Raw genomic sequence first — 21,070 nt, forward strand, 5'->3', positions numbered from 1 at the left:
CTTATGACTTCATCGACACACACGCTCTTCAGGCCGCTCGCCGATTCGCGCGACGCCAGCATCGAGATTTTCTTCAACGGCGCACCGCTTGCCGTGCCCGCCGGCCGTTCGGTCGCGGCGGCGTTGCTCGCGGCAGGCGTCTCGCGCTTTCGTGCGACGCCGGTCTCGGGTGCGCCGCGCGCGCCCTACTGCATGATGGGCGCGTGCTTCGAATGCCTGGTCGAGATCGACGGCGTGCCGAGCCGCCAGAGCTGCATGGTCGAAGTGCAGGCCGGCATGCGCGTGCGCTCGCAGGAAGGCGCGCGCGACCTGCCGCCGTCGATCGATGCCGATGTCCCGCTGGAGAACGCGCATGGCCGCTGATTTCGCTTCGCAAACCGTCGATGTCGTCGTGGTCGGCGCCGGTCCCGCCGGCATGAGCGCCGCGACGCGCGCCGCCCGCGCCGGTCTCGAAACCGTGCTGATCGACGAGCAGGACACCGTGGGCGGCCAGATCTATCGCGCGATCGGCCGCGCCGATGCACGCCGCAAGCAGATTCTCGGCCCCGACTACGCGGCGGGCGCGGCGATTGCCGAAGCGTTCGCGGCATCGGGTGCGCGTCACCTGACCGGCGCGAGCGTGTGGCAAGTCACGCGCGAGTGCAGCGTCAACTATCTGAAGGACGGCAAGATCGGCTCGTTCGATGCGCAGCGCGTGATTCTCGCGAGCGGCGCGCTGGAGCGGCCCTTTCCGATTCCCGGCTGGACGCTGCCCGGCGTGTTGACGGCGGGCGCCGCGCAGATCCTCCTGAAAAGCGCCGGCGAAGTGCCCGCCGCGCCGCCGGTGCTCGCGGGCTGCGGGCCGCTGCTTTATCTGCTCGGCTGGCAATACGTGCGCGCCGGCGTGCCGATCCGCGCACTCGTCGATACGACGCGCCACGAAGATCGCTGGCGTGCGAAGCGGCACATGTTGTCGGCGTTGCGCGCGTGGCCGTTCTTGTCGAAGGGGCTGCAACTGATCCGCACGCTGCGCGAAGCGGGCGTGCCGATTTTCGAGGCGGCGGACGATCTGCGCGTGGAGTCGCGCATCGGCACGGACGGCGTCGAGCATGCGCACGCGCTGGCGTTTTCGACGCAAGGCGCGGCGCAGCGCATCGAAGCCGATGTGATCCTGCTGCATCAGGGCGTCGTACCGAATACGCAGTTCACGCAGGCGTTGCGCGCGGCGCATCGCTGGGACGATGCCCAGTTATGCTTCACGCCGAAGACCGACGCCTGGGGCGAACTGGATGTGCCCGGCATCTTCATTGCGGGCGATGGCGCGGGTATCGGCGGCGCGCAGGCGGCCGCGTTGCAGGGCACGCTTGCGGGACTGGCCGCCGCGGCGCAACTCGATGCCGTCGCTCAAGCCGCCCGCGACGCCGAAGCCGCCCCGCTGCGCCGCGCGCTCGCGGGCGTGATGCGCATCCGGCCGTTTCTCGACAGCCTCTACCGTCCGCGCCACATCAACCGCATTCCGGGCAACGAGACGATCGTGTGCCGTTGCGAGGAAGTCACGGCGGGTGAATTGCGCCGCTTCGTCGAACTGGGCTGCGTCGGGCCGAATCAGGCGAAGTCGTTCGGGCGCTGCGGCATGGGACCGTGTCAGGGCCGCATGTGCGGCCTCACGGTGACGGAAGTGATTGCGGATGCGCGCGGCGTCTCGCCCGGCGAAGTCGGCTATTACCGCATTCGTCCGCCGATCAAACCGCTCACGCTCGGAGAACTCGCCGGTGAATGACGCGAACGACGCCACCGCGCCGATGGAAGCGGACGTGCTCGTGATCGGCGGCGGCCTGCACGGCACGAGCAGCGCGTTTCACACGGCACGCCGCGGCGCGAAGGTCATCGTGCTCGAAGCCGATTATGTCGCGCGCCATTCGTCGGGCGTCAACGCGGGCGGCGTGCGCACGCTCGGGCGTCCGCTGCCGGAAATTCCGCTCGCGCTGATGTCGCGTGAAATCTGGCACGGCATGACGGATTTCATCGGCGAGGACGGCGGTTTCGTCGCATCGGGCCAGTTGAAAATCGCCGAAACCGACGACGAGCTCGAAGCCTGCCGCCAGCGCGTCGCGCTGCTCGAAGCGCATGGCTTCACGCACGAAAAGGTGATCGACCGCGCGAGCGTGCTCGAACTCGAACCGGCGCTCGCGAAGCACGTGACGGGCGGCATCTGGGTCGAGCGCGACGGCTACGCGCTGCCGTTTCGCACGACCACCGCATTCCGTCTCGCCGCGCAACGGCTCGGCGCGCGCTTTCTGGAAGGCACGCCGGTGCGTCGCATCGAACAACGCGGCACGCGCTGGTTTGCGCACACGCCGCGCGGCACGTTCAGCGCGGAAAAGCTGCTCGTTACGGCGGGCGCGTGGTCCGGCGAGCTTGCGAAACAGGTGGGCGAGCCGGTGCCTGTGCATCCGGAAGGACTCATGCTGATGGTGACGCATCGCGTCGCGCCGTTTTGCCGCGCGACGCTCGGCGCGACAGGCCGGCCGCTCTCGTTCAAGCAGTTCGATAACGGCACGGTGGTGATCGGCGGCAAGCTGATCGGCATCGCGGACCTGGCGAATCGGCACGGCGAAGTGGACTTCGTGCGGCTCGTGAAAAGCGCGCGCACCGTCACCGATCTCTTTCCGCACTTGCGCCATCTCGGCGTGAATCGCGCGTGGGCCGGCGTCGAGGCCTTCACGGAAGACGAATTGCCGGTGATTTCCGCGAGCCGCAAGGCCGCGAACCTGTACTACTCGTTCGGCTATTGCGGCAGCGGCTTTCAGCTCGGGCCGGGCTGCGGCAAGCTCGTGTCCGAACTGATGCTCGACGGCACGCCGTCGCTTTCACTCGATGCATTCGCCATCGATCGCTTCGCGCGCCACGCGGCGCAGGCGGGCGCGGATGCATCGCCTTTGGTCGCTCATTGAGTCCACATTGAGCACTCATTGAGCACATCGACTTTCAACGGAGAAACACGCATGAACGATATCGTTCGAATCGACACCAATCAGCGCATGAGCCGCGTCGTCAAGGCGGCGGGCCTCGTGTTCGTCGGCGGTCAGACGTCCGCCGATCTCACGCCCGACATCAAGCTCCAGACCGCCCGCGTGCTGGAGAAGATCGACGGCTTCCTGGAGAAAGCGGGCATCGACAAGACGCGGCTCATCTCGGCGCAGGTCTGGCTCGCGGACATCGCCCGCGATTTCGGCGGCATGAACGAAGTGTGGGACGCATGGGTGCCGCAAGGCTGCGCACCGGCGCGCGCAACGGTTCAGGCGCAGCTCGCGTCGCCCGCGTTGCTCGTCGAGATTGCCGTCGTGGCGCTCGCCTGATACGCAACCCCGGCGTGCGCTATTCCGGCGCCGCCGCCTCGCCGCTCGCTCTCAGCCAGTCGATGAAGTCGCGCATGTGCACGGGCTTGTCCGCATCGAGCGGGACCAGCGCGTAGTACGTCGAACCCTTCGCGCCGATCTCGGGAAACGGCACCTGCACGCGCCCGGCTTCGCGATCGGCATCGAGCGTCGGAAACGGCCCGATGCCGAAGCCCAGTCCATCGACAACGGCTTGCAGCGTCACGAAGAAGTGATCGAACCTCAGCATCCGATTGGCGCGCAGCGACGGCTCGCCTGCCGCTTCGAGCCAGCTTTCCCAGTCGCCGGGACGCGTCTCGCTCGTGAGCCAGGTCACGGACGCCAGCCCGCCTACTTCCCAGGCGCCTGACACGCCCGTCTGCGCCATCAGCCACGGACTCGCGATCACCGTATTGCGCTCCTGAAACAACGGCCAGCTCTGGAACTGTCCGCCGGGCGGAACGTGCCGGCGAATCGCGACGTCGAAGCTGCCCCTGAGCGCGGGCTCCGTCGACATTGCGGTGGACACGCGCACATCGACATCCGGATACTGCTCCGCGAAACGCGGCAAACGGGGAATCAGCCAGCGCATTGCCATGGTCGCGGACGCGCTCACGCGGATCACCTTCACGCGCTGGTTCTTGCCATAGCGCTCGGCCGCATCGGCGATGTGATCGAACGCCGCGCTGATCTCGCGTGCGAACGCCCGCGCATGCGACGACGCCACCATGCTCTGGCCGTCGCGCGCGAACAGCGGCTGGTCGAGCCAGTCTTCCAGAATGGAAATATGCCGGCTCACCGCGCCGTGCGTCAGGTTGAGCTCGCGCGCCGCAGCCGAATAGCTGCCCGCGCGCGCCGCGACTTCGAATACCCGCAGCGCGTTGAGAGGGGGAAGCTTGTGTCGCATATGTGAGTTTTCTTGACAGGTACCGCGTCTTTTTTTCGGTTGTGTGAGTGGATCGCTCATCTTACGCTGGAATCCGACTCAACCAGAAAGGTGCGCTCATGTCCTCCCAGATCGAAGTCAACTCCCGCCACTACCGTATTCCTGCCGCGCCGACCATCGTCGTGTGTGTCGATGGCTGCGAGCAGGAATACATCAACCAGGCGATCCTCGCCGGTCAGGCCCCGTTCCTCGCGCAGCTCGCCGGTTCAGGCACGGTGCTGACGGGCGATTGCGTGCTGCCGTCGTTCACCAACCCGAATAATCTGTCCATCGTGACGGGCGCGCCGCCGTCCGTGCACGGCATCTGCGGCAACTTCTTCTTCGACCCGGAGACGGGCAACGAAGTCCTGATGAACGACCCGAAGTATCTGCGCGCGCCGACGATCCTCGCGGAGATGGCGCGCGCCGGGCAGCGCGTGGCCGTGGTCACGGCGAAGGACAAGCTGCGCGCGCTGCTCGGGCACGGCCTGCAGGGCATCTGCTTCTCGGCGGAAAAAGCCGATCAACTCGATGTGGAAGTGCACGGCGTCACCGGCATGACCGAACGCGTGGGCATGCCGGTGCCTTCGGTGTACAGCGCGGAACTGTCGGAATTCGTGTTCGCGGCGGGCCTTTCGCTGCTGCGCCGGGAACGTCCTGATTTGATGTATCTGTCCACGACCGACTACGTGCAGCACAAGCACGCGCCGGGCACGCCCGAGGCCAACGCGTTCTACGCGATGATGGACCGCTACTTCGCGCAGTATCACGACGTAGGCGCGGTGCTCGCCATCACCGCCGATCACGGCATGAACGCGAAGACCGACTCGGCCGGACGCCCGCGCATCGTGTTCCTGCAGGACCGGCTCGATGCCCGCTTCGGCGACGAAAGCACGCGCGTCATCCTGCCGATCACCGATCCGTATGTCGTGCATCACGGCGCGCTCGGCTCGTATGCGACGGTATATCTGCGCGAGCTCGACCGGCACGACGAAGTGAGCGCCTTTCTCGCCGGCATCGCGGGCGTCGAAGCGGTGTTGACGCGCGCCACGGCGTGCGAGCGTTTCGAGTTGCCGCCGGACCGCATCGGCGATCTCGTGGTGCTCGGCGAGCGCCTCACCGTGCTCGGCAGCGCGTCCGACCAGCACGATCTTTCTGGCCTGACCATGCCGCTGCGCTCGCACGGCGGCGTCTCCGAACAGAAGGTGCCGCTTCTCTTCAACCGCAAGCTGAGCGGCCTCGACGACACGCGGCGTCTGCGCAACTTCGACGCATTCGATCTCGCGCTCAATCACCTCGACTGATCCCGACACCGCGAGCGCGACACAGAATCGCGCCTGCAAGGAGACATCATGCCCTCGGATACACCGGATATTCTGGAATACGAAGCATCGCGCCGCGAGACGACGTTCGCGCAATACAGATGGCGCGCGCTCATCGGCGTCACGTTCTGCTATCTCTTCTATTACACCGGCCGGCAGACGCTCGGCTTCGCGGTCAGCGGGATTCAGCTCGACTACGGGCTGTCGAAATACGAAATCGGCTGGATCAGCGCGACGATGCTGTGGTGCTATGCGGGCGGCCAGTTCATCAACGGCAATCTCGGCGACAAGCTCGGCGGCAAGACCATGATGGTGGCGGGCGCGCTGCTTTCGCTCGCGGCGAACTGGCTGTTCAGCTTCGGCCACTCGTTCCTGTTCTTTCTGCTGGCGTGGGGCCTGAACGGCTATTTCCAGTCGATGGGTTTCGCGCCCGGCAGCCGCCTGCTGTCGAACTGGTGGGGGCACAAGAATCGCGGCTTCGTGTACGGCGTATACGTGGGGTTTTCGGGCTTTTCGTCGGTGCTCGCGTATATTCTGCCGGTGCTGATTCTCGGCACGATGCATCTCGGCTGGATCTGGATCTTCCGCCTCGCGCCGCTCTCGATGCTGCTCGGCGCGCTGGTCCTGCTGCTGTTCGTCGCCGAACGTCCCGAGGACAAACGTCTTCCCGCCGTGGAACGAGACGCCGGCGACACCGCGCCGGGTTCCGCCGGCGACGAGTTGAGCAGCGCGCAACGCTATCTGCTCGTGCTCAAAAACTGGAAGCTCTATATCACGGGCCTCGCGATCGGCCTGCAGAACGCGGCGCGCTATGCGCTCGTCGTGTGGGTGCCGGTTCACTTCCTCGGCATGGACTGGAAGACCTCGTCGTCGCTGATCGATCCGAAGTGGATCACGGTCGCGTTGCCGGTTGGCATGGCGCTCGGCTCGCTGTCGAACAGCTGGATCTCCGACGTGCTGTTTCAGGGCAAACGCTACGTGGCGATCGTCTGGTACATGGTGCTCGCCTCGGCGACGGCCGTGTGCATGATGTTCGTCCCGCACGGCAGCATGCTCGGGGTCGGCCTGCTGTTCCTGTGCGGCTTCTTCGTGTTCGGCCCGGCCTCGTCCTTCTGGGCGCTCTGCCCCGATCTGTTCGGACGACGCGCGGCAGGCACGGCAACCGGCGTGCTCAACACGATGTCCTACGCGTTCGCGGGTGTCGGCGAGCCGGTGATCGGCCACGTGATCGACGCGACCGGGCATACGTCGATCATCTTTCCGATCGTGGCCGGTCTGTGTGCGACGAGCGCGCTGATGTCGATGCTGATCAAGCGTTGAGCGGCGCACGACACCTCATCGAGCGACGTGCGCGGCTGCTTTTGTCATGCGGCATATTCCTCGGCGGTTCCGGCATGCCGCGAACGCGGCTTGTCGAGACCCAGATGATCCCGCAGCGTGCGTCCTTCGTATTCGCTGCGAAACAGCCCGCGCCGCCGCAGTTCGGGCAACACCAGTTCGATGAAGTCGTCGAGCGAATCGGGCAGCAGCGCGGGCATGACGTTGAAGCCGTCCGCGCCATGATTCACGAAGCGTTCCTCCAACGCATCCGCGATCTGCGCGGGCGTGCCGACCAGTTGCCAGTGTCCGCGCGCCCCGGCGATGCGCCGAACCAGCTCGCGAATCGTGAGGTTTTCGCGCCGCGCGAGTTCGATCATCAGCGTCTGGCGGCTCTTGCTCGCATTGGTCTCGGGCAGCTCGGGAATCGGGCCGTCGAGCGGATACGGCGACAGATCGAAGCCGCCCGTCAGCGCCGACACCATCGCGAGTCCCACGGCCGGGTCGATGAGCGCCTGCAACGCGTCGAACTTCGCGCGCGCCTCGGCTTCCGTGCGGCCGACGATCGGCATCACGCCCGGCATGATCTTGAGCGCATCCGGATGACGGCCGTAGCGCGCCATGCGGCCTTTCACGTCGGCATAGAAGGCGACGGCGTCCGCGAGCGTCTGCTGCGCCGTGAAGATCACCTCGGCGGTGCGCGCAGCGAGCGCCCTGCCCGCCTCCGACGATCCCGCCTGCACGATCACCGGATGCCCCTGCGGCGCCCGCGCGACGTTCAACGGCCCGCGCACCCTGAAAAACGCACCGCGATGATTCAGCACGTGGCGCTTGTCCGGATCGAAGTAACGCCCGGACGCCTTGTCGCGTTCGAATGCGTCCTCGTCCCAGCTATCCCAAAGGCCCGTCACGACATCCGCGAATTCGTCGGCGCGTTCATAGCGATGCGCGTGCGCGAGATGTTCGTCGAAGCCGAAATTGCGCGCCTCGTGTTCGCTCGACGACGTCACGAGATTCCAGCCCGCGCGCCCGCCGCTGATGTGATCGAGCGACGCGAACTTGCGCGCGATGTGATACGGCTCGTTGAACGACGTCGATGCGGTGCCCACCAGCCCGATGCGCTGCGTCACCGCCGCGAGCGCCGACAGCAGCGTGAGCGGCTCGAATTGCGCGACGTAGCTATGCGCGGTGCGGCTCAGGAATTGCGGATCGTCGCCGCGCGTGCCGGAGCCGTCGGCGAGAAAGACGAGATCGAACTTCGCCGCTTCGGCCGCCTGCGCAAGCTGCACGTAGTGCGCGAAATTGCTGCCCGCGTCGGCCACGGCATGCGGATGCCGCCATGCCGCGATGTGATGACCCGTGGGATAAAGAAATGCGCCGAGATGCAGATGTCCGCTTCGTCGAGTCATGGCTCAGTTTTCCTTCGCGTCCGCGCGCGGACTGCTGTTCGAGGAGAGCCAATGTACAGGCGCGTGCGGCGCGCGCAAACGAAGAAAACGCGATACGGATATCGCGGCGAACGATATGCGTATCGCGTGAGTGACGCTTAAGCGCGAACGTTACGCCTTCTCGTCGATGATCTTTCGGATCGCTTCTTCAAACACTTCCGACGGCTGGCCGCCGCTCACCAGATACTTCCGGTCGAGGATGATCGCGGGCACCGACTGAATGCCCAGTTGCTGAAACTCGCGCTCTTCGGCGCGCACTTCATCGGCATAGGCGCCGCTTTGGATCACTTCGCGCGCGCGATTGCCGTCGAGCCCGACGCTCTGCGCCGCCTCGATCAGCACGTCCGGATTGCCGGGATCGCGGCCCTCGCCGTGATAGGCGCGCAGCAGCGCGAGCTTGAGCGGCAACTGCTTGCCTTCGATCTGCGCCCAGTGCAGCAGCCGGTGCGCATCGAACGTGTTGTAGATGCGGTTGCGCTCGCCGAACGCGAAACCTTCACGCGCGCCGCGCTCGCGGATTGTCGCCTGCGCCTCTTTGATCTGCTCGGGCGTGCGGCCATATTTGCGGCCGATATGATCGACAAGTGCCTCGCCTTCAGGCGCCATGTTTGGATTCAGTTCGAACGGATGCAGCGTGATGTGTGCGTCGACGCTGTCGCCCAGACGCTCCAGCGCGCGTTGCAGTGAAGCCAGGCCGACGGCGCACCATGGGCAGGCGATGTCGGAAACGAAGTCGATTTGAAGAGCGCGAGTCATGATCGTGATCGAAAAAAAACGGAACGAATCTGGAAGGCTAGCGCAAATCACGCGGGCTTGCAGTCCGTGCATGTCGGCGCGCGACGAGTGATGCGCGAAGCGGCCTCATTCTCCGCTCATTCACGCGCGCCAGAATGCTCCTCAACCGATGCGCACTCACGTCGCACCGCGTTTCGAGGAGAGAGGCCATGAACAAGATCGCTTATGTCGCAGCCGCAGCCGTGCTCGGTTTCGGACTGGTGCGCGCCGCGCAGGCGCATGTCTTCGTCGGCGTGAATGTCGGCATGCCTTTGGTGCCTGCGGTGCCTGTCATGCCCGTCATGCCTGTGATGGCGCCCGCGCCCGTGATCGTGGCTCCGCCCGTCGCCCCGGTTGCGGTTTATGCGCCGCCGGTGGCCTACTCCTACTATGCGCCGCCCGCGCCCGTGTATGCGCCGTCCGTCGCGGTCGGTTACTGGGGACATCCGGGATGGGGATACCGTCATTACGCCGTCGGCTACTGGCGCTAGACGCTTCAGTCGACGCGCCGCCGGGACGAGATCGCCGATGCCGTGGAAATGACGAGATCGGCGAAGCGCTTTTCATCGCGATCCGCCTGCCAGCGCGAACGCGCCACCGCAATATTCACCGCGCCGATACCGCGTCCGCGCACGTTGGTAATGGCGGCCGCCGTCGAGATGTCGCTGACGAAGTATTCGTCTTCCGTATGCGCGTAGCCTTGCTTGCGGATCTGCGCGATGCGCTCCTTGATCTTGCGCGGCTGATACACCGTGGACTGCGTGTAGGGCACGAGATTCGTGCGCGCGAGAATGTCGTCGATTTCGCCGTCGTCAAGCGTTGCGAGAATCGCGAGTCCGGGCGCCGTGCAATACGCGGGCAGCCGCGAGCCGGTGATCACATGCGCGTTGAACACGTTGCGGCTCACGATGCGCAGCACGAACACGATATGCGTGTCGTCGAGCACGGTGAGGTTGGTCGCCTCTTCCGTCTCCGAGCCGAGCTGCTGCAAATACGGCGTCGCGCGGCTGACGAGTTCGTTCGACGTGAGGTAGTGATAGGTGAAGTCGAGCAGACGCGGCGACAGTTCGTACTTGCGGCTGTCCGGGTCCTTGAAGAGATAGCCGAGCGCGGACAGCGTGTAGGTGAAGCGTTGCGTCGCGCTCATGTCGAAGCCGGTGAGCGATGCAATCTCCGAAAGCGACAGTTGACGCTTGCTGCCGTCGAAGGCGGTGAGCACTTTCATCGCCTTTTCGACCGACTGCACGTAAAGCGCCGATGCGCTCGGGTCCGCCGTCTCGCCTCGCGGCTTGGCCGCCGGAGTCTTGCGCTTGCGCGGGGCTTTGGGCTCGTCGTTCATCGGTCTTGTTGTCTTCGGTTCGAACCACGAATTATGGCACTTACGCCTGCACTTTCCCCAGCCGGTCCCATGCATCGTCGACATTGCGCGGCAGCAGATGCTTCTTGATGCGCTCGCTCGCCGTCAATTCGAAGCCCGCCACCGCGCGGTAATAGCGCGGCAACTGGAAGCTCGCGAGCCGGTCGCGCGCCCATGCATGCATGGCTTCCCATTCGACCGGCGCGTCCTTGAACTGCACATTCAGCAGGATATCCTGCTCGCCGATCGACGACGCCACGCCAATCGCCGCGCTCGCGCGAATTGCCGGATGCGCCGCGAAAATGCGCTCGATTTCCCACGCCGACACGTTCTCGCCACGCACGCGCATGCTGTCCGTCTGCCGGCCGATGAAGTACAGATCGCCATCGGCGTCGCGGCGCGCGCGGTCGCCCGTATGCAGCTTGCCGTTGCGCAGCGCGGCGTGCGTGGCGTCGGGATTCTTCAGGTACATCGGCAGGAACGTGCCGTCCACCTTGCTCGTCAATACGATCTCGCCCGCTTCGCCGTCCTGCACGGGCAGGCCGTTTTCATCGAGTAATTCGATCTCGATCCACGGCAGCGCGCGGCCGATCGAGCCCGGTTTGCCGGTGGCGTTCATGCTCGCGAAGCTCGAACATTCGGTCATGCCGTAGCATTCCCGCAAACGCACGCTCAGCCGTTCCTGAATCGCTTCCCATGCGGATGCGCTCACGCCCGCGCCCCACGCGACGCGCAGCGTATGCGACGCAGGCCGCGCCGTGTCGGGCAACTGCATCAGGATATCGAGCACGCCGCCGAGATAATGCAGTTGCGTCGCGCCCGCGCGTTCAATCTGCGGCCAGAACTGCGACGCCGAGAAACGCGGCACCGCGTGCAGCGTCACCGCTTCGAGAAACGGCAGCAGCAGCATCTGCGCCCCGCCGATATGACACAACGGTTCCCACAGAAACAGCCGGTCGCCTTCGCGCACGTCCGCGACCTTGAGCGCCGCTTCGCTCGCAATACGCATCATGCGATGCGTGAAGACGACGCCCTTCGGCGCGCCCGTCGTACCCGATGTATAGATGATGCACAGCGGATCATGCACGCCGATATCCGGCGTCGTGAACTGCGCGTTCGCATCGCTTGCATCGCTTTCATCGAAGGCCGGCAGACGCACGCGACGCGCCGCGCCGCAATCGATGCCGGCGCTCGCGTCATCGAATTCGTCGTCGATGACGAAGAGCTTCGGCTCCGCATGTTGCAGCAGATATTCGAGGCCCGCCGCGCGCAGCTTCGTGTTCACCGGCACCCAGACAAGCCCGCTCAACACGAGCGCGTAGATCAGGTGAATATGTTCGGCGCTGTTGCCGAGCATCACGGCAACGCGATCGCCCTGCACGAGTCCCGCATCGGCGAACCAGTGCTGTAACTGCGCGATATGCCGCGCGGCGTCTTCGCAGGTGATCGCGTGATCGTCGAAATGCACGATGGTGCGCGCGGGCGCGCGGCGCAATCCGGCTGCGAGCAGCGGCACGCAATCGAGTTCGTCTTCTGCGTGACGATGAGCGAAGTAGTCTGAGTAACGATGCATGTCTGAACCGGTTGAAGCGCCGAAAGTTAGCGCGCGCGGCGCTTGAGCCAGGAAGAAACCGCGACGACGAGCGCAATCAGGATGATGAGCGTGGTCGATACGGCGGCGAGCGTCGGCGTGATCGCAAGCTGGATGTCGTCCCACATCTGCTTGGGCAGCGTCGAATTGATGCCGCCGCTCACGAAGATCGCGATGGTCAGATCGTCGAACGACACGAGGAACGCGAACAGGAACGCGGCGGTCACGCTCGCCATCAACAGCGGCAGCACGACCGACGTGATGCGTCGCAAGGGCGATGCGCCCATTACGCGCGCGGCGTCGTCGAGACGCCAGTCGAAGCGCTGGAAACCTGCGGCGAGCGTCACGACTACATAAGGAATCGCGAGCACCGTATGTCCGATGACGAGGCCGAGATTCGTGCCCGTCAGACCGAAGCGGCCGAACAGATACAGCAGCCCGACCGCCACGACAATGCGCGGCACGATCAGCGGCGCGACCAGCAGCGCGAACATCGGCTTGCTCGCGCGGCGCGGCATGCGCGTCATCGCGAGCGTCGCGCCGAAGCCGAGCAGGAGCGACAACACGGCGGTGCCGAGACCGACTTCGAACGAGCGGATGATCGCGCTATGCCACACCGGCGAATCCATGAAGGTGCCGAACCACTTCATGCTGAAGAGCTTCGGCGGAAACGCGATGTAATCGCTCTTCGTGAACGCATACGGAATCACCGAGAGCACCGGCGCCACCAGCACCGCCATGATCACGCACGTATAGAAACCGAGCGGGCTCGCGGCGCGTGCAGTCACGGCGGCGTTCGCCTTGCGTCGCATCACGAAGGGCGAAAACAGGCGGCCCGCCGTCATCAGCAGCGCCAGTCTGAAGCCCTGCGCACGCGAGCCGCGCGAACGTTCCGTCACTTCGCCCGTGAGCGACGTGAGGCCGACCATGCGGTCGTAGACGAAGAAGATCACGATCGAGCAGATGAGCAGCACCGTCGACAACGCGCCCGCGAAACGCATGTCGAACAGTTCGAGCACGGCGGAAATGACAAGCTGCGCGATCATCGTTTCCTTCGGCGAGCCGAGCAGCGCCGGCACGATGAAGAAGCCGAGACTCGAAATGAACACGAGCAGTCCCGCCGCCGCAACGCCCGGCGACGAGAGCGGCAGGAACACCGTGAAGAAGCTCATGCCGCGTTCGGCGCCGAGCGTTTCGGCGGCTTGCGCGAGACGATCGTCGATGCCGCGCATCACGGGCAGCATGGTCATCACGGCGAGCGGCAACATCGAATGAACCATGCCGATGAGCACGCCCGTCAGCGACGGAATCGTGCCGCTGGTTTCGCGCACGAGTCCGAGCGACAGCGCAATGGTCGACAGCACGCCGGTCTTCGAAAGCAGCAGCATCCACGCGTAGGTCTTCACGAGATAGCTGGTCCAGAACGGCAGCATGATCCACAGCAGCCAACGCTCGCGCATGCGCTCCGACAAGCGGCTCAGCATGTACGCGACCGGATAGCCGAGCAGAATCGACAATGCCGCCGTCATGAACGAAATGGCGAAGGTGATCCACAGCACCTTCGCATAGACCGGCGTGCGCGCAATGCGCTCGAATTGCGCGAGGCCGATCTGCCCATCGGGGCCGACGAGGCCGCCTTGCAGAATCTCGCCGACCGGCACGATAAAGAACACGAGCAGGAACAACAGCGTCGGCACGATCGGCAGAAAGCGCATGCAGCGCGCGAGCCACATGGCGCGCCCGCGACGCGCGGCATCGTTCTCGCGATGCGCATGAAGGGCGATGGTCATGGCGTGTCCTCAGGCGTGCAGCAATGTCGTGCGATAGGGGTCCCACACGAGTCCCACCTTGTCGCCGATGCGCGGGCTCAGGCTGCGTTCGCATCGCACGGTGAGTTCGCTGCCGTCGTTCATCGCGAGTTGCACGCGCGTGTCGCTGCCGAAGAACACGACATCCGCGATCGTGCCGTCGACAAAGCCGCTTTGCGGCTCGACCAGACGCGGCGCTTCGGGACGCACGAGCAGCGTATGGCGTGCATCCGGTGCGGCCGAGACGTTCAACGGCAGCGGAATACGCCCGCCCGCCGCGAGCAGAATCGGTTCGCCGCCCGCGCCGCGTGTATCGTCGAGCGCGCCTTCGAGCAGATTCGAATGACCGATGAAACCCGCAGCAAAGCGCGTCGCGGGACGATCGTAGAGATCGGCGGGCGTGCCCACCTGTTCGATGCGCGCCTGGTTCATCAGGCAGATGCGGTCGGAGAGCGTGAGCGCCTCGTCCTGATCGTGCGTCACGTAGACGAAGGTCGCGCCGAGTTCCTTGTGCAGGCGGCGAATCTCCGACTGCATGTGCTCGCGCAATTTCTTGTCGAGCGCGCCGAGCGGTTCGTCGAGCAGAATCACCGAAGGACGATACGCAAAGCAGCGCGCCAGCGCGATGCGCTGCTGCTGCCCGCCCGACAGCTCCTTCGGAAAGCGCTGCGCGTAGTCGCCCATGCGCACCATCGCGAGCGCATCGTCGACGGCGGCGCGCACGTCCTCGCGCGACTTGCGGCGCATGCGCAGCCCGTACGCGACGTTGTCCCACACGCTCATGTGCGGAAACAGCGCATAGCTTTGAAATACCATGCCGATGCCGCGCTTGCCCGGTTCGACATGCGTGACGTCGCGCCCGTCGATCTCGATGCGTCCCGCGCTCGGCGCGACGAGTCCCGAGATCATCTGCAACAGCGTGGTCTTGCCCGAACCCGAGGGACCGAGCAGCGTCAGGAATTCGCCGGCCTGCACGGCAAGATCCGTCGCTTCCAGCGCAACCGAGTCGCCGTAGCGCTTCGCAATGCCGATCGCCTCGAGTTTCGAGCTCATCTTGCCTTCCTCACGAAATGATCCACGAGTTGAAGCGCTCGGTGACCTTCTGGCGGTTCGCTTCCCACCATTGCGGGCTCGGCAGCTTCATGTCGCGGATATTGTCCGGCGCCGTGGGCAGAAGCGACGCGCGCTCTTTGCCGATGAACTCGAACGCCTTCTTGTTGGTCGGGCCATAGGCGAGCGTGCGCGTGAGCAGCGCCTGGCGCTTCGCATCGGCGCAAAAGCGCACGAACTGCTTCGCGGCATCCGCGCGCGGCGTGCCCTTCGGAATGCCCCAGCCTTCGATCGAATACAGACCCTGATTCCACACGATGTTGACCGGCGCGCCGCCATCCTTCGCGGCTTGCGCGCGGCCGTTCCATGTCGAGATCATGTCGACGTCGCCGCTCTGGATCGCCTGCATCGCCTGTGCGCCCGAGGTCCACCAGATGTTGATGTGCGGCTTGATCTTGTCGAGGCTCTTGAACGCGCGGTCCACATCGAGCGGATAGAGTTTGTCGAGCGGCACGCCGTCCGCGAGCAGCGCCTGTTCGAGCGTGTCGAGCGGACTGCGGCGCAGGCAGCGGCGGCCGGGAAATTTCTTCACGTCCCAGAAGTCCGCCCACGATTTCGGGCCGTTGTCCTTGAACTTGTCCGCGCGATACGCGAGCACCGTGGCGTACACATCGACGCCGAGCCAGTTCGGCGTGATCGCCTCCGGCATGATGTCGGGGAAATCGCTCGCCTTCAGGCCGATCGGCTCCAGCAGACCCTTCGATTCCAGATACGGAATGTCGGCGGACAACGTGAGCGTCGTCACGTCCCACACGTAATTCTTCGTCTGCACCATGGCGGCGAACTGCGCGACCGGCTGCGATTCGCGCGCGACGCTCACCACCTTGATGCCCGTCGCCTTCTCGAACGGATCGTAGAACGCTTCGCGATAAGCCGTCGTATAAGGACCGCCCGGGTCCGACACCACGATCTGCTTCGATTGCGCGCGCGCCGCGAGCGGCATCGCGCCGGCCACGGCGAGCGCGCCCGCGCCGTGCAGAATGCGGCGCCGCGCCGGGTTGAAGTCTTGCGTCATTGTTCAGGTCTCCCGCACAGGGGTTGAGAAAGAGAACGGCTCGACTCGGGTTCGGCTGCGTGGTGTTATTTGGCGCGCTTGCGGAAGAACTCTTCCATCATGCGCGCGGGTTCCCCGGAGTCGTACGCTTCGCGCTGGATGCGCTCGCCCGCCTCGATGCAATCGACGAAGCCCGGTTCCGTCATTTCGCGGAAACGCTGCTTGTCCAGACGCATCGCGACAGGCGGCTTGGCGGCGAGTTCGGTGGCAATCTCGAGCGCCTTCTCGAACACCTTGTCTTCATCGACGAGATGATGAATCAGCCCGATGCGATGGCACTCCTCCGCCTCCATCAGACGGCCGGTCAGCGTGAGTTCGATGGTGCGCGACATGCCGAGCATCGCGTTCATGATCCACGGGCCGGTCGTGCTCGCGATGCCCGCGTTGATTTCCGGCTGGCCCATGCGCACGCCCGCATGCCCGACGCGGATGTCGCCCAGCAGCGCAACCTGAAACGCCGAACCGGCGGCCGTGCCGTTGAGCGCCATCACGAGCGGCTTTTTCAGGCCGCGCAGCGCCGTGTAGTAACGCTGCCATTCCTTGACCCAGGCGACGGCGCGTTCGCCATCGAAATCGTGCGCTTCCGACAGATCCTGCCCCGCCGAAAATGCGCGATTACCCGCGCCCGTCATGATGATTGCGGCCACATCGTTGTCGTCGTTGAAGCGCTCCAGCGCCGCGATGATCGTCTCGCGCATGGGCGTGGTCCACGCGTTCAGACGCTCCGGACGATTGAGGGTGATGACCGCGACGCGGCCATGGTTCGAGAACAGGACGTTTTCGCTCATTTTTTATCGCATCGCAATAGTTGATGGTGTATTGCAATATAGGCGCATCAAAAAGATGGTGCAAGCGGGTTTACGAGATAGGCGGAAGCGGTGTGTTGGCGCGGGGTTTGCAACAGGCGCGCAGGCGGGCCGGACGCATGAGTGCGTAGCGGCCGCAGGAGAAAGGCTTTGAGTGAATCGGCGCCGGGCGTTTGCCGGCTCAGGCTGCGCTCATGCCACGCTAAGCGGCGACAGATAGTCCGGCAGATCGGGCTGCTTCATGCGGCGGATGATCTCGAAGCGCAGCATCCAGCGCGTGTCCGCTTCGGCGATATGCGCCTGCAGAATCTGCGCCGCGCGCTCCGGCTTGCCCGCGAGAATGTGATCGATGATCTGAAGATGCTCGGTGAAGGCATCGCTGATGAGCTGATCGGGAATCTGGAGATACGGATCGCTCAAATAGCGCGTCGGCACGAACAGCACATGCGTGCGCGAGAGCGCGAGCACGATCTCTTTGTTCGGACAATGCGAGAGCAGGTCGATATGCAGATCGGTTTCGGCCGTGTCCATCTCCGCGCCGCCGCGCTGCTTCGCCCCGATAGCGCCGATGAGCCGTTCGCGCGCCGCTTCGAGAAACGCGCGCGACACATGCGGCGCGGCCTGCATGAGCGCGGTCGGTTCGAGCAGGCGGCGCATTTCGAACAGATGGCCGATGCGCTCGCGCGTCACTTGTTCTGCGATCCAGTGCCCGTTGCGGTCCTTCGACAGTTGACCCACGCTGTGCATGCGCGCCATCACGCCGCGCGCAATGGTGCGGCTCACGTCGAAATGCTGTGCAAGCCCTTCCTCGGTGATGCGCACCGAGCCGAACAGCACGCGCGTGCAAAGTTCGCGTTCGAGTTCGGCGTACATGCGCTGCCATTGCGGCTCGCTCGTGATTTCCACGCGATCGAGCACGGCCTGCCTGCCCACGCGCTCGCCCGACGCCGTGCCCGCCACGCGATAACCGCGCCCTTCGCTCTCGACGATGATCTTGTCCGCACACAACGCCGCGAGCGCAATGCGCGCAGGCGAACGGCTGATGCAGAACGACTTCGCGACCTGCGCTTCGAGCAGCTTTTCGCCGGGCGCGATGCGGCCATCGGCGATCATCTCGCGCAGCAACTGATACGTGCGATGCTGAATCGATCCGCTCGCTTCAGCCGGTGAAGGCGTGCCGGATTGCGCATTCAACGTGGTCATGTCGGTGACGATGGAACTCATGGCAATGCTTCGATATTACACATGAACGACGCGATCTCGCCGTTCAGCCGTGCGGCGGCGGCAGGGTCCGCGTCGGAGGCGGCCATGTGACCGCTCATCGACGGAACGCGCAACAGGCGCCCGTGCCTGATCTGTGCGGCAGCCCATTCGCCCGCCTCGACGGGATTGTAGAGATCCAGTGCGGGCACGCCGATCAGCGTAGGCGCCGCGATGCTCGCGAGGGCTTTGGCCGTGTCGCCATCGAAGCCGGGCGACGTGCCGACATCGTGCGCATCATAGGCATGCGACTGGTAGATCCAGTCGAGCGCATCGAAACGCTGCTTGCGGAACCATGCCGCGCGCTGCTCGAACCATGCGTGCGTGCTGCCCGCCTGCGCCACGTCCTCGGCGAAACGTTCGGGCGTGCGCATGGCAAGCACATGCATCACGGCGAGCCACGCGCTCCAGTCGCCGCCCGATGTTTCGAGCGCACGGCGTCCCGCATGATTGATCGCCTGCGACCACGGCGTGGTCTTGGCCATCGGCACGAGCGCGACGAGTGTCTTCATGAAGCGCGGATACGAAACGCCCCATTGCAGCGCCTGCATGCCGCCCATCGACGCGCCCACGACCGCGTCCAGCGCCTCGATGCCGAGATGATCGAGCAGCGCCTTCTGGCTGCGCATCATGTCGCGGATCGTGAAGTGCGGGAACTGCGTGCCGCCCTGCGTCGACGAATTCGACGGCGAACTCGACAGGCCGTTGCCCAGCGCATCCACCACGATGACCGTAGTACGCGAAGGATCGAGCGCGCGTCCCGCTCCGATCAGAAAGTCCAGCCGATGATGCGTGCTGCCGATCGCGCAGAGCCCCAGCACGACCGGCCGCGTGCGATCGTCGAGATTGCCGTGCACGACGTACGACACGAACAGATCGTCGATATGCGCGCCCGATTCGAGCGCGAAGCGTCCGAGCGAAACGCCCCGATGCGGCGCGTCGATCCAGCCGGGTTGCATGTCGGGATGGTGCATCGTCAAGGTCATCCGTATCAGAACTCGATCACGGCGCGCACGTCCGCGCCCACCGCAAGCCGCTGCATGCCCTCGTTCACGCGCGCAAGCGTGATGCGCGAGGTCACGTATTCATCGAGCTTCAGCGTGCCGTCGAGGTACGCGTTCGCGAGCATCGGAAAGTCGCGCGCCGGATTCGCGCCGCCGTAGCTCGAACGCACGATGCGCTTCTCGCCCATCAGCGCGCCCCAGCGAAACGATGCCTCTTCGTCGGCGGGCAGCTTGCCGAGCCACACGACCTGACCGCCGGGCCGCGCGAGTTCGACGCTTGCGCGCAGCGCCTGCCGGTTGCCCGCCGACTCGATCACGACATCCGCGCCGCGTCCCGAAGTCAGTTCCGCTTGCGCTGCGACGAGCGTGTCGTCCGCGACGAGCGCGTGCGTAGCGCCGAGCGCGCGCGCCATGTCGAGTTTCTCGCGCGCGCGATCCACCGCGATGATGCGCGCCGCGCCCGCATGCCGCGCGCCCTGAATCGCGGACAATCCGACCGCGCCGCAACCGATCACGGTGACCGTGCTGCCAGGCTCGACGAGTGCGATGTTCGTCGCCGCGCCGAAGCCCGTCATCACGCCGCAGCCGACGAGACACGCGCGATCGAACGGCATCGCTTTCGGTACGGGAATCGCGCAGTCTTCGGACACCACGCAACATTCCGCGAAGCTGCCCATGTATGCGAGCTGATGCACGGGCGAGCCGTCGTCGAGAAAGAGACGCGGCGTGCCGTCGAAGTGAAACGCCTGCGCCATGCGATCGCGATACGGCTGGCAGAGAATCGCCGTCTGCCGCGTGCAATAGAAGCACTGGCCGCAATGCGGATTCCACGACATCACCACATGATCGCCCTTCCTGACGCGCGTCACCGCACTGCCCGTCCACTCGACAATGCCCGCCGCCTCGTGTCCCGGCACGAACGGCAAGGGCGTGCGCAAGTCGCCGCGCGTGGCTTCGAGATCGGTGTGACAGAGGCTCGCCGCTTTCACGCGCACGACGACGTCGGTATCGGCAAGATGCCCGAGCGACACCGACGCGATGCGCAACGGCTCGCCCGTGCGCTCCATGAGCGCCGCGTGGAAGTTCATCGTCGGGCCGCCGCCGCGTTCTCCGCCGCGCCTTTATAGAGGATATTCAGATTGCGCTCGCCGATGCGCTGATGCAACGCCACGAACTCGGGATCGAGATCTTCGGTCGGACGCGGCTCGTGTTCGAACGTGTTGAACGTATCGATGCCGCGCACGAGCGTTGCACTGTCGTCGCCTTCGAGCTGGCGCACATAGGTGGGGATATAGCGGATCGCATAACCGATACGCCGCTCGGGCGATGTATTCGGCGGCGACCCATGCACGATGCGCACATGATGCAGCGACATCTCGCCCGGCTCCAGTTCGATCGACACCGCCTGCGACTCGTCCACCTCGACGGCCACTTCCTGCCCGCGCGTGAGCAGATTGTGTTCGTTATACGTGTCCCGATGCGGAATCTGATCGAGCAGATGCGTGCCGGGTACGACCTGCATCGCGCCGTTCGCGCGATTGCTCGCCGACAGCGCGACCCATGCGGTCACGACATCGGGCTTCGACAAACCCCAGTACGTCGAGTCCTGATGCCACGACACGTATGCAGGATCGTGACCGTTCTTGATGAAGAAGCTGCTCGCCCACGCCAGCAGATTTTCGCCGTACAGGTCTTCGATTGGATCGACAACCTTATCGTTGCGCACGAGATCGTTGAGCCATGCAAACAGCAAATGGCTCTTCACGTTGAGCGCCTTCTTTTTGAGCGGACTACTCGAATGCTCGAAATCTTCGAGACGTTTGCGCAATTCCAGCGCGGTCTTTTCGGACATGACGCGAATCGGCGCGACATAACCGAACTTCCTGAAATGCTCGACTTGTTCCTGCGTCAACGACTTCAACATGTTTCGAGTCTCCT

20 protein-coding genes are annotated in these 21,070 nt (G+C 64.9%); 7 read left to right on the forward strand and 13 right to left on the reverse strand.

Translation table 11 applies throughout. The features are described 5' to 3' along the window. Positions 1–3: 3 nt before the first annotated feature. Genes BRPE64_RS23770 through BRPE64_RS23785 form a run of 4 tightly spaced genes read left to right on the forward strand, consistent with a single transcriptional unit; the run spans position 4 to position 3,338 of the window. Positions 4–363, forward strand: a complete 360-nt coding sequence (locus BRPE64_RS23770; protein WP_016347449.1) for a (2Fe-2S)-binding protein — start codon at positions 4–6, stop codon at positions 361–363. Beyond that, a complete protein-coding gene (locus tag BRPE64_RS23775; RefSeq protein ID WP_016347450.1) occupies positions 353–1,759 on the forward strand; it encodes an NAD(P)/FAD-dependent oxidoreductase in 1,407 nt (468 codons plus the stop codon). The genes BRPE64_RS23770 and BRPE64_RS23775 overlap by 11 nt, the downstream gene beginning before the upstream one ends. A 22-nt stretch (positions 1,760–1,781) precedes the next feature. Continuing rightward, entirely contained in the window at positions 1,782–2,933 is a 1,152-nt protein-coding gene (locus BRPE64_RS23780) for an NAD(P)/FAD-dependent oxidoreductase (RefSeq protein WP_044043144.1), read from the forward strand. A 51-nt stretch (positions 2,934–2,984) separates the two neighbouring features. Then, entirely contained in the window at positions 2,985–3,338 is a 354-nt protein-coding gene (locus tag BRPE64_RS23785; RefSeq protein WP_044042930.1) for a RidA family protein, read from the forward strand. Between the two features lie 19 nt (positions 3,339–3,357). Here the strand turns inward: BRPE64_RS23785 and BRPE64_RS23790 are convergent, their stop codons facing one another. Then, on the reverse strand, positions 3,358–4,263 hold the full coding sequence (locus tag BRPE64_RS23790; protein ID WP_016347453.1) for a LysR substrate-binding domain-containing protein: 906 nt from the start codon (positions 4,261–4,263) through the stop codon (positions 3,358–3,360). A gap of 98 nt (positions 4,264–4,361) precedes the next feature. Between BRPE64_RS23790 and phnA the strand changes: the two genes are divergently transcribed. Beyond that, a complete protein-coding gene (gene phnA / locus BRPE64_RS23795) occupies positions 4,362–5,585 on the forward strand; it encodes a phosphonoacetate hydrolase (protein ID WP_016347454.1) in 1,224 nt (407 codons plus the stop codon). A gap of 48 nt (positions 5,586–5,633) precedes the next feature. Then, a complete protein-coding gene (locus BRPE64_RS23800) occupies positions 5,634–6,923 on the forward strand; it encodes an MFS transporter (protein WP_016347455.1) in 1,290 nt (429 codons plus the stop codon). 44 nt (positions 6,924–6,967) lie between these two features. Here BRPE64_RS23800 and BRPE64_RS23805 read toward each other — a convergent pair whose 3' ends face one another. Together BRPE64_RS23805 and BRPE64_RS23810 are read right to left on the reverse strand one after the other, a co-directional pair. Beyond that, entirely contained in the window at positions 6,968–8,329 is a 1,362-nt protein-coding gene (locus BRPE64_RS23805; RefSeq protein WP_016347456.1) for an LLM class flavin-dependent oxidoreductase, read from the reverse strand. A gap of 150 nt (positions 8,330–8,479) precedes the next feature. Then, positions 8,480–9,124, reverse strand: coding sequence for a DsbA family oxidoreductase (locus BRPE64_RS23810; RefSeq protein WP_044043145.1), 645 nt, complete (start codon positions 9,122–9,124; stop codon positions 8,480–8,482). Positions 9,125–9,312: 188 nt separating this feature from the next. Here BRPE64_RS23810 and BRPE64_RS23815 point away from each other — a divergent pair, with 188 nt between their 5' ends. Further along, the gene (locus tag BRPE64_RS23815) at positions 9,313–9,633 is read left to right on the forward strand and encodes a hypothetical protein (protein WP_016347459.1); all 321 of its coding nucleotides are present in this window, start codon (positions 9,313–9,315) and stop codon (positions 9,631–9,633) included. A gap of 5 nt (positions 9,634–9,638) precedes the next feature. Here BRPE64_RS23815 and BRPE64_RS23820 read toward each other — a convergent pair whose 3' ends face one another. From BRPE64_RS23820 to BRPE64_RS23865, 10 genes are all read right to left on the reverse strand, one after another. Next, positions 9,639–10,481 carry an IclR family transcriptional regulator gene (locus BRPE64_RS23820; protein ID WP_016347460.1) on the reverse strand — a complete coding sequence of 281 codons (843 nt, stop codon included), beginning with the start codon at positions 10,479–10,481 and terminating at the stop codon, positions 9,639–9,641. 40 nt (positions 10,482–10,521) lie between these two features. Further along, positions 10,522–12,072, reverse strand: coding sequence for an AMP-binding protein (locus BRPE64_RS23825; protein ID WP_016347461.1), 1,551 nt, complete (start codon positions 12,070–12,072; stop codon positions 10,522–10,524). Positions 12,073–12,098: 26 nt separating this feature from the next. Next, the gene (locus tag BRPE64_RS23830) at positions 12,099–13,880 is read right to left on the reverse strand and encodes an ABC transporter permease subunit (protein ID WP_016347462.1); all 1,782 of its coding nucleotides are present in this window, start codon (positions 13,878–13,880) and stop codon (positions 12,099–12,101) included. Positions 13,881–13,889: 9 nt separating this feature from the next. Then, entirely contained in the window at positions 13,890–14,951 is a 1,062-nt protein-coding gene (locus tag BRPE64_RS23835) for an ABC transporter ATP-binding protein (protein ID WP_016347463.1), read from the reverse strand. 10 nt (positions 14,952–14,961) lie between these two features. Further along, a complete protein-coding gene (locus BRPE64_RS23840) occupies positions 14,962–16,023 on the reverse strand; it encodes an ABC transporter substrate-binding protein (RefSeq protein ID WP_016347464.1) in 1,062 nt (353 codons plus the stop codon). 65 nt (positions 16,024–16,088) lie between these two features. Then, positions 16,089–16,850: an enoyl-CoA hydratase/isomerase family protein gene (locus tag BRPE64_RS23845; protein WP_016347465.1), complete on the reverse strand. Its 762-nt coding sequence runs from the start codon at positions 16,848–16,850 to the stop codon at positions 16,089–16,091. A gap of 210 nt (positions 16,851–17,060) precedes the next feature. Further along, complete coding sequence (locus tag BRPE64_RS23850; protein WP_016347466.1) at positions 17,061–18,092, reverse strand: GntR family transcriptional regulator; 1,032 nt, start codon at positions 18,090–18,092, stop codon at positions 17,061–17,063. Further along, complete coding sequence (locus BRPE64_RS23855; protein WP_044043148.1) at positions 18,089–19,102, reverse strand: alpha/beta fold hydrolase; 1,014 nt, start codon at positions 19,100–19,102, stop codon at positions 18,089–18,091. The genes BRPE64_RS23850 and BRPE64_RS23855 overlap by 4 nt, the downstream gene beginning before the upstream one ends. Before the next feature lie 17 nt (positions 19,103–19,119). Further along, complete coding sequence (locus BRPE64_RS23860) at positions 19,120–20,220, reverse strand: Zn-dependent alcohol dehydrogenase (protein WP_016347468.1); 1,101 nt, start codon at positions 20,218–20,220, stop codon at positions 19,120–19,122. Next, positions 20,217–21,056 carry a phytanoyl-CoA dioxygenase family protein gene (locus BRPE64_RS23865; RefSeq protein WP_016347469.1) on the reverse strand — a complete coding sequence of 280 codons (840 nt, stop codon included), beginning with the start codon at positions 21,054–21,056 and terminating at the stop codon, positions 20,217–20,219. Before BRPE64_RS23865 ends, BRPE64_RS23860 begins: the two co-directional genes overlap by 4 nt. Positions 21,057–21,070: the final 14 nt, after the last annotated feature.

This window comes from Caballeronia insecticola (assembly GCF_000402035.1).
GTDB lineage: Bacteria > Pseudomonadota > Gammaproteobacteria > Burkholderiales > Burkholderiaceae > Caballeronia > Caballeronia insecticola.

Bases quoted from the DNA above. Each gene is read 5' to 3' on its own strand.
- BRPE64_RS23840 (WP_016347464.1), bottom strand. From the start codon at position 16,023: ATGACGCAAGACTTCAACCCGGCGCGGCGCCGCATTCTGCACGGCGCG.
- BRPE64_RS23825 (WP_016347461.1), bottom strand. From the start codon at position 12,072: ATGCATCGTTACTCAGACTACTTCGCTCATCGTCACGCAGAAGACGAA.
- BRPE64_RS23790 (WP_016347453.1), bottom strand. From the start codon at position 4,263: ATGCGACACAAGCTTCCCCCTCTCAACGCGCTGCGGGTATTCGAAGTC.
- phnA (WP_016347454.1), top strand. From the start codon at position 4,362: ATGTCCTCCCAGATCGAAGTCAACTCCCGCCACTACCGTATTCCTGCC.
- BRPE64_RS23815 (WP_016347459.1), top strand. From the start codon at position 9,313: ATGAACAAGATCGCTTATGTCGCAGCCGCAGCCGTGCTCGGTTTCGGA.
- BRPE64_RS23855 (WP_044043148.1), bottom strand. From the start codon at position 19,102: ATGCACCATCCCGACATGCAACCCGGCTGGATCGACGCGCCGCATCGG.
- BRPE64_RS23775 (WP_016347450.1), top strand. From the start codon at position 353: ATGGCCGCTGATTTCGCTTCGCAAACCGTCGATGTCGTCGTGGTCGGC.
- BRPE64_RS23860 (WP_016347468.1), bottom strand. From the start codon at position 20,220: ATGAACTTCCACGCGGCGCTCATGGAGCGCACGGGCGAGCCGTTGCGC.
- BRPE64_RS23805 (WP_016347456.1), bottom strand. From the start codon at position 8,329: ATGACTCGACGAAGCGGACATCTGCATCTCGGCGCATTTCTTTATCCC.
- BRPE64_RS23810 (WP_044043145.1), bottom strand. From the start codon at position 9,124: ATGACTCGCGCTCTTCAAATCGACTTCGTTTCCGACATCGCCTGCCCA.
- BRPE64_RS23770 (WP_016347449.1), top strand. From the start codon at position 4: ATGACTTCATCGACACACACGCTCTTCAGGCCGCTCGCCGATTCGCGC.
- BRPE64_RS23785 (WP_044042930.1), top strand. From the start codon at position 2,985: ATGAACGATATCGTTCGAATCGACACCAATCAGCGCATGAGCCGCGTC.
- BRPE64_RS23820 (WP_016347460.1), bottom strand. From the start codon at position 10,481: ATGAACGACGAGCCCAAAGCCCCGCGCAAGCGCAAGACTCCGGCGGCC.
- BRPE64_RS23800 (WP_016347455.1), top strand. From the start codon at position 5,634: ATGCCCTCGGATACACCGGATATTCTGGAATACGAAGCATCGCGCCGC.
- BRPE64_RS23865 (WP_016347469.1), bottom strand. From the start codon at position 21,056: ATGTTGAAGTCGTTGACGCAGGAACAAGTCGAGCATTTCAGGAAGTTC.
- BRPE64_RS23845 (WP_016347465.1), bottom strand. From the start codon at position 16,850: ATGAGCGAAAACGTCCTGTTCTCGAACCATGGCCGCGTCGCGGTCATC.
- BRPE64_RS23780 (WP_044043144.1), top strand. From the start codon at position 1,782: ATGGAAGCGGACGTGCTCGTGATCGGCGGCGGCCTGCACGGCACGAGC.
- BRPE64_RS23830 (WP_016347462.1), bottom strand. From the start codon at position 13,880: ATGACCATCGCCCTTCATGCGCATCGCGAGAACGATGCCGCGCGTCGC.
- BRPE64_RS23850 (WP_016347466.1), bottom strand. From the start codon at position 18,092: ATGAGTTCCATCGTCACCGACATGACCACGTTGAATGCGCAATCCGGC.
- BRPE64_RS23835 (WP_016347463.1), bottom strand. From the start codon at position 14,951: ATGAGCTCGAAACTCGAGGCGATCGGCATTGCGAAGCGCTACGGCGAC.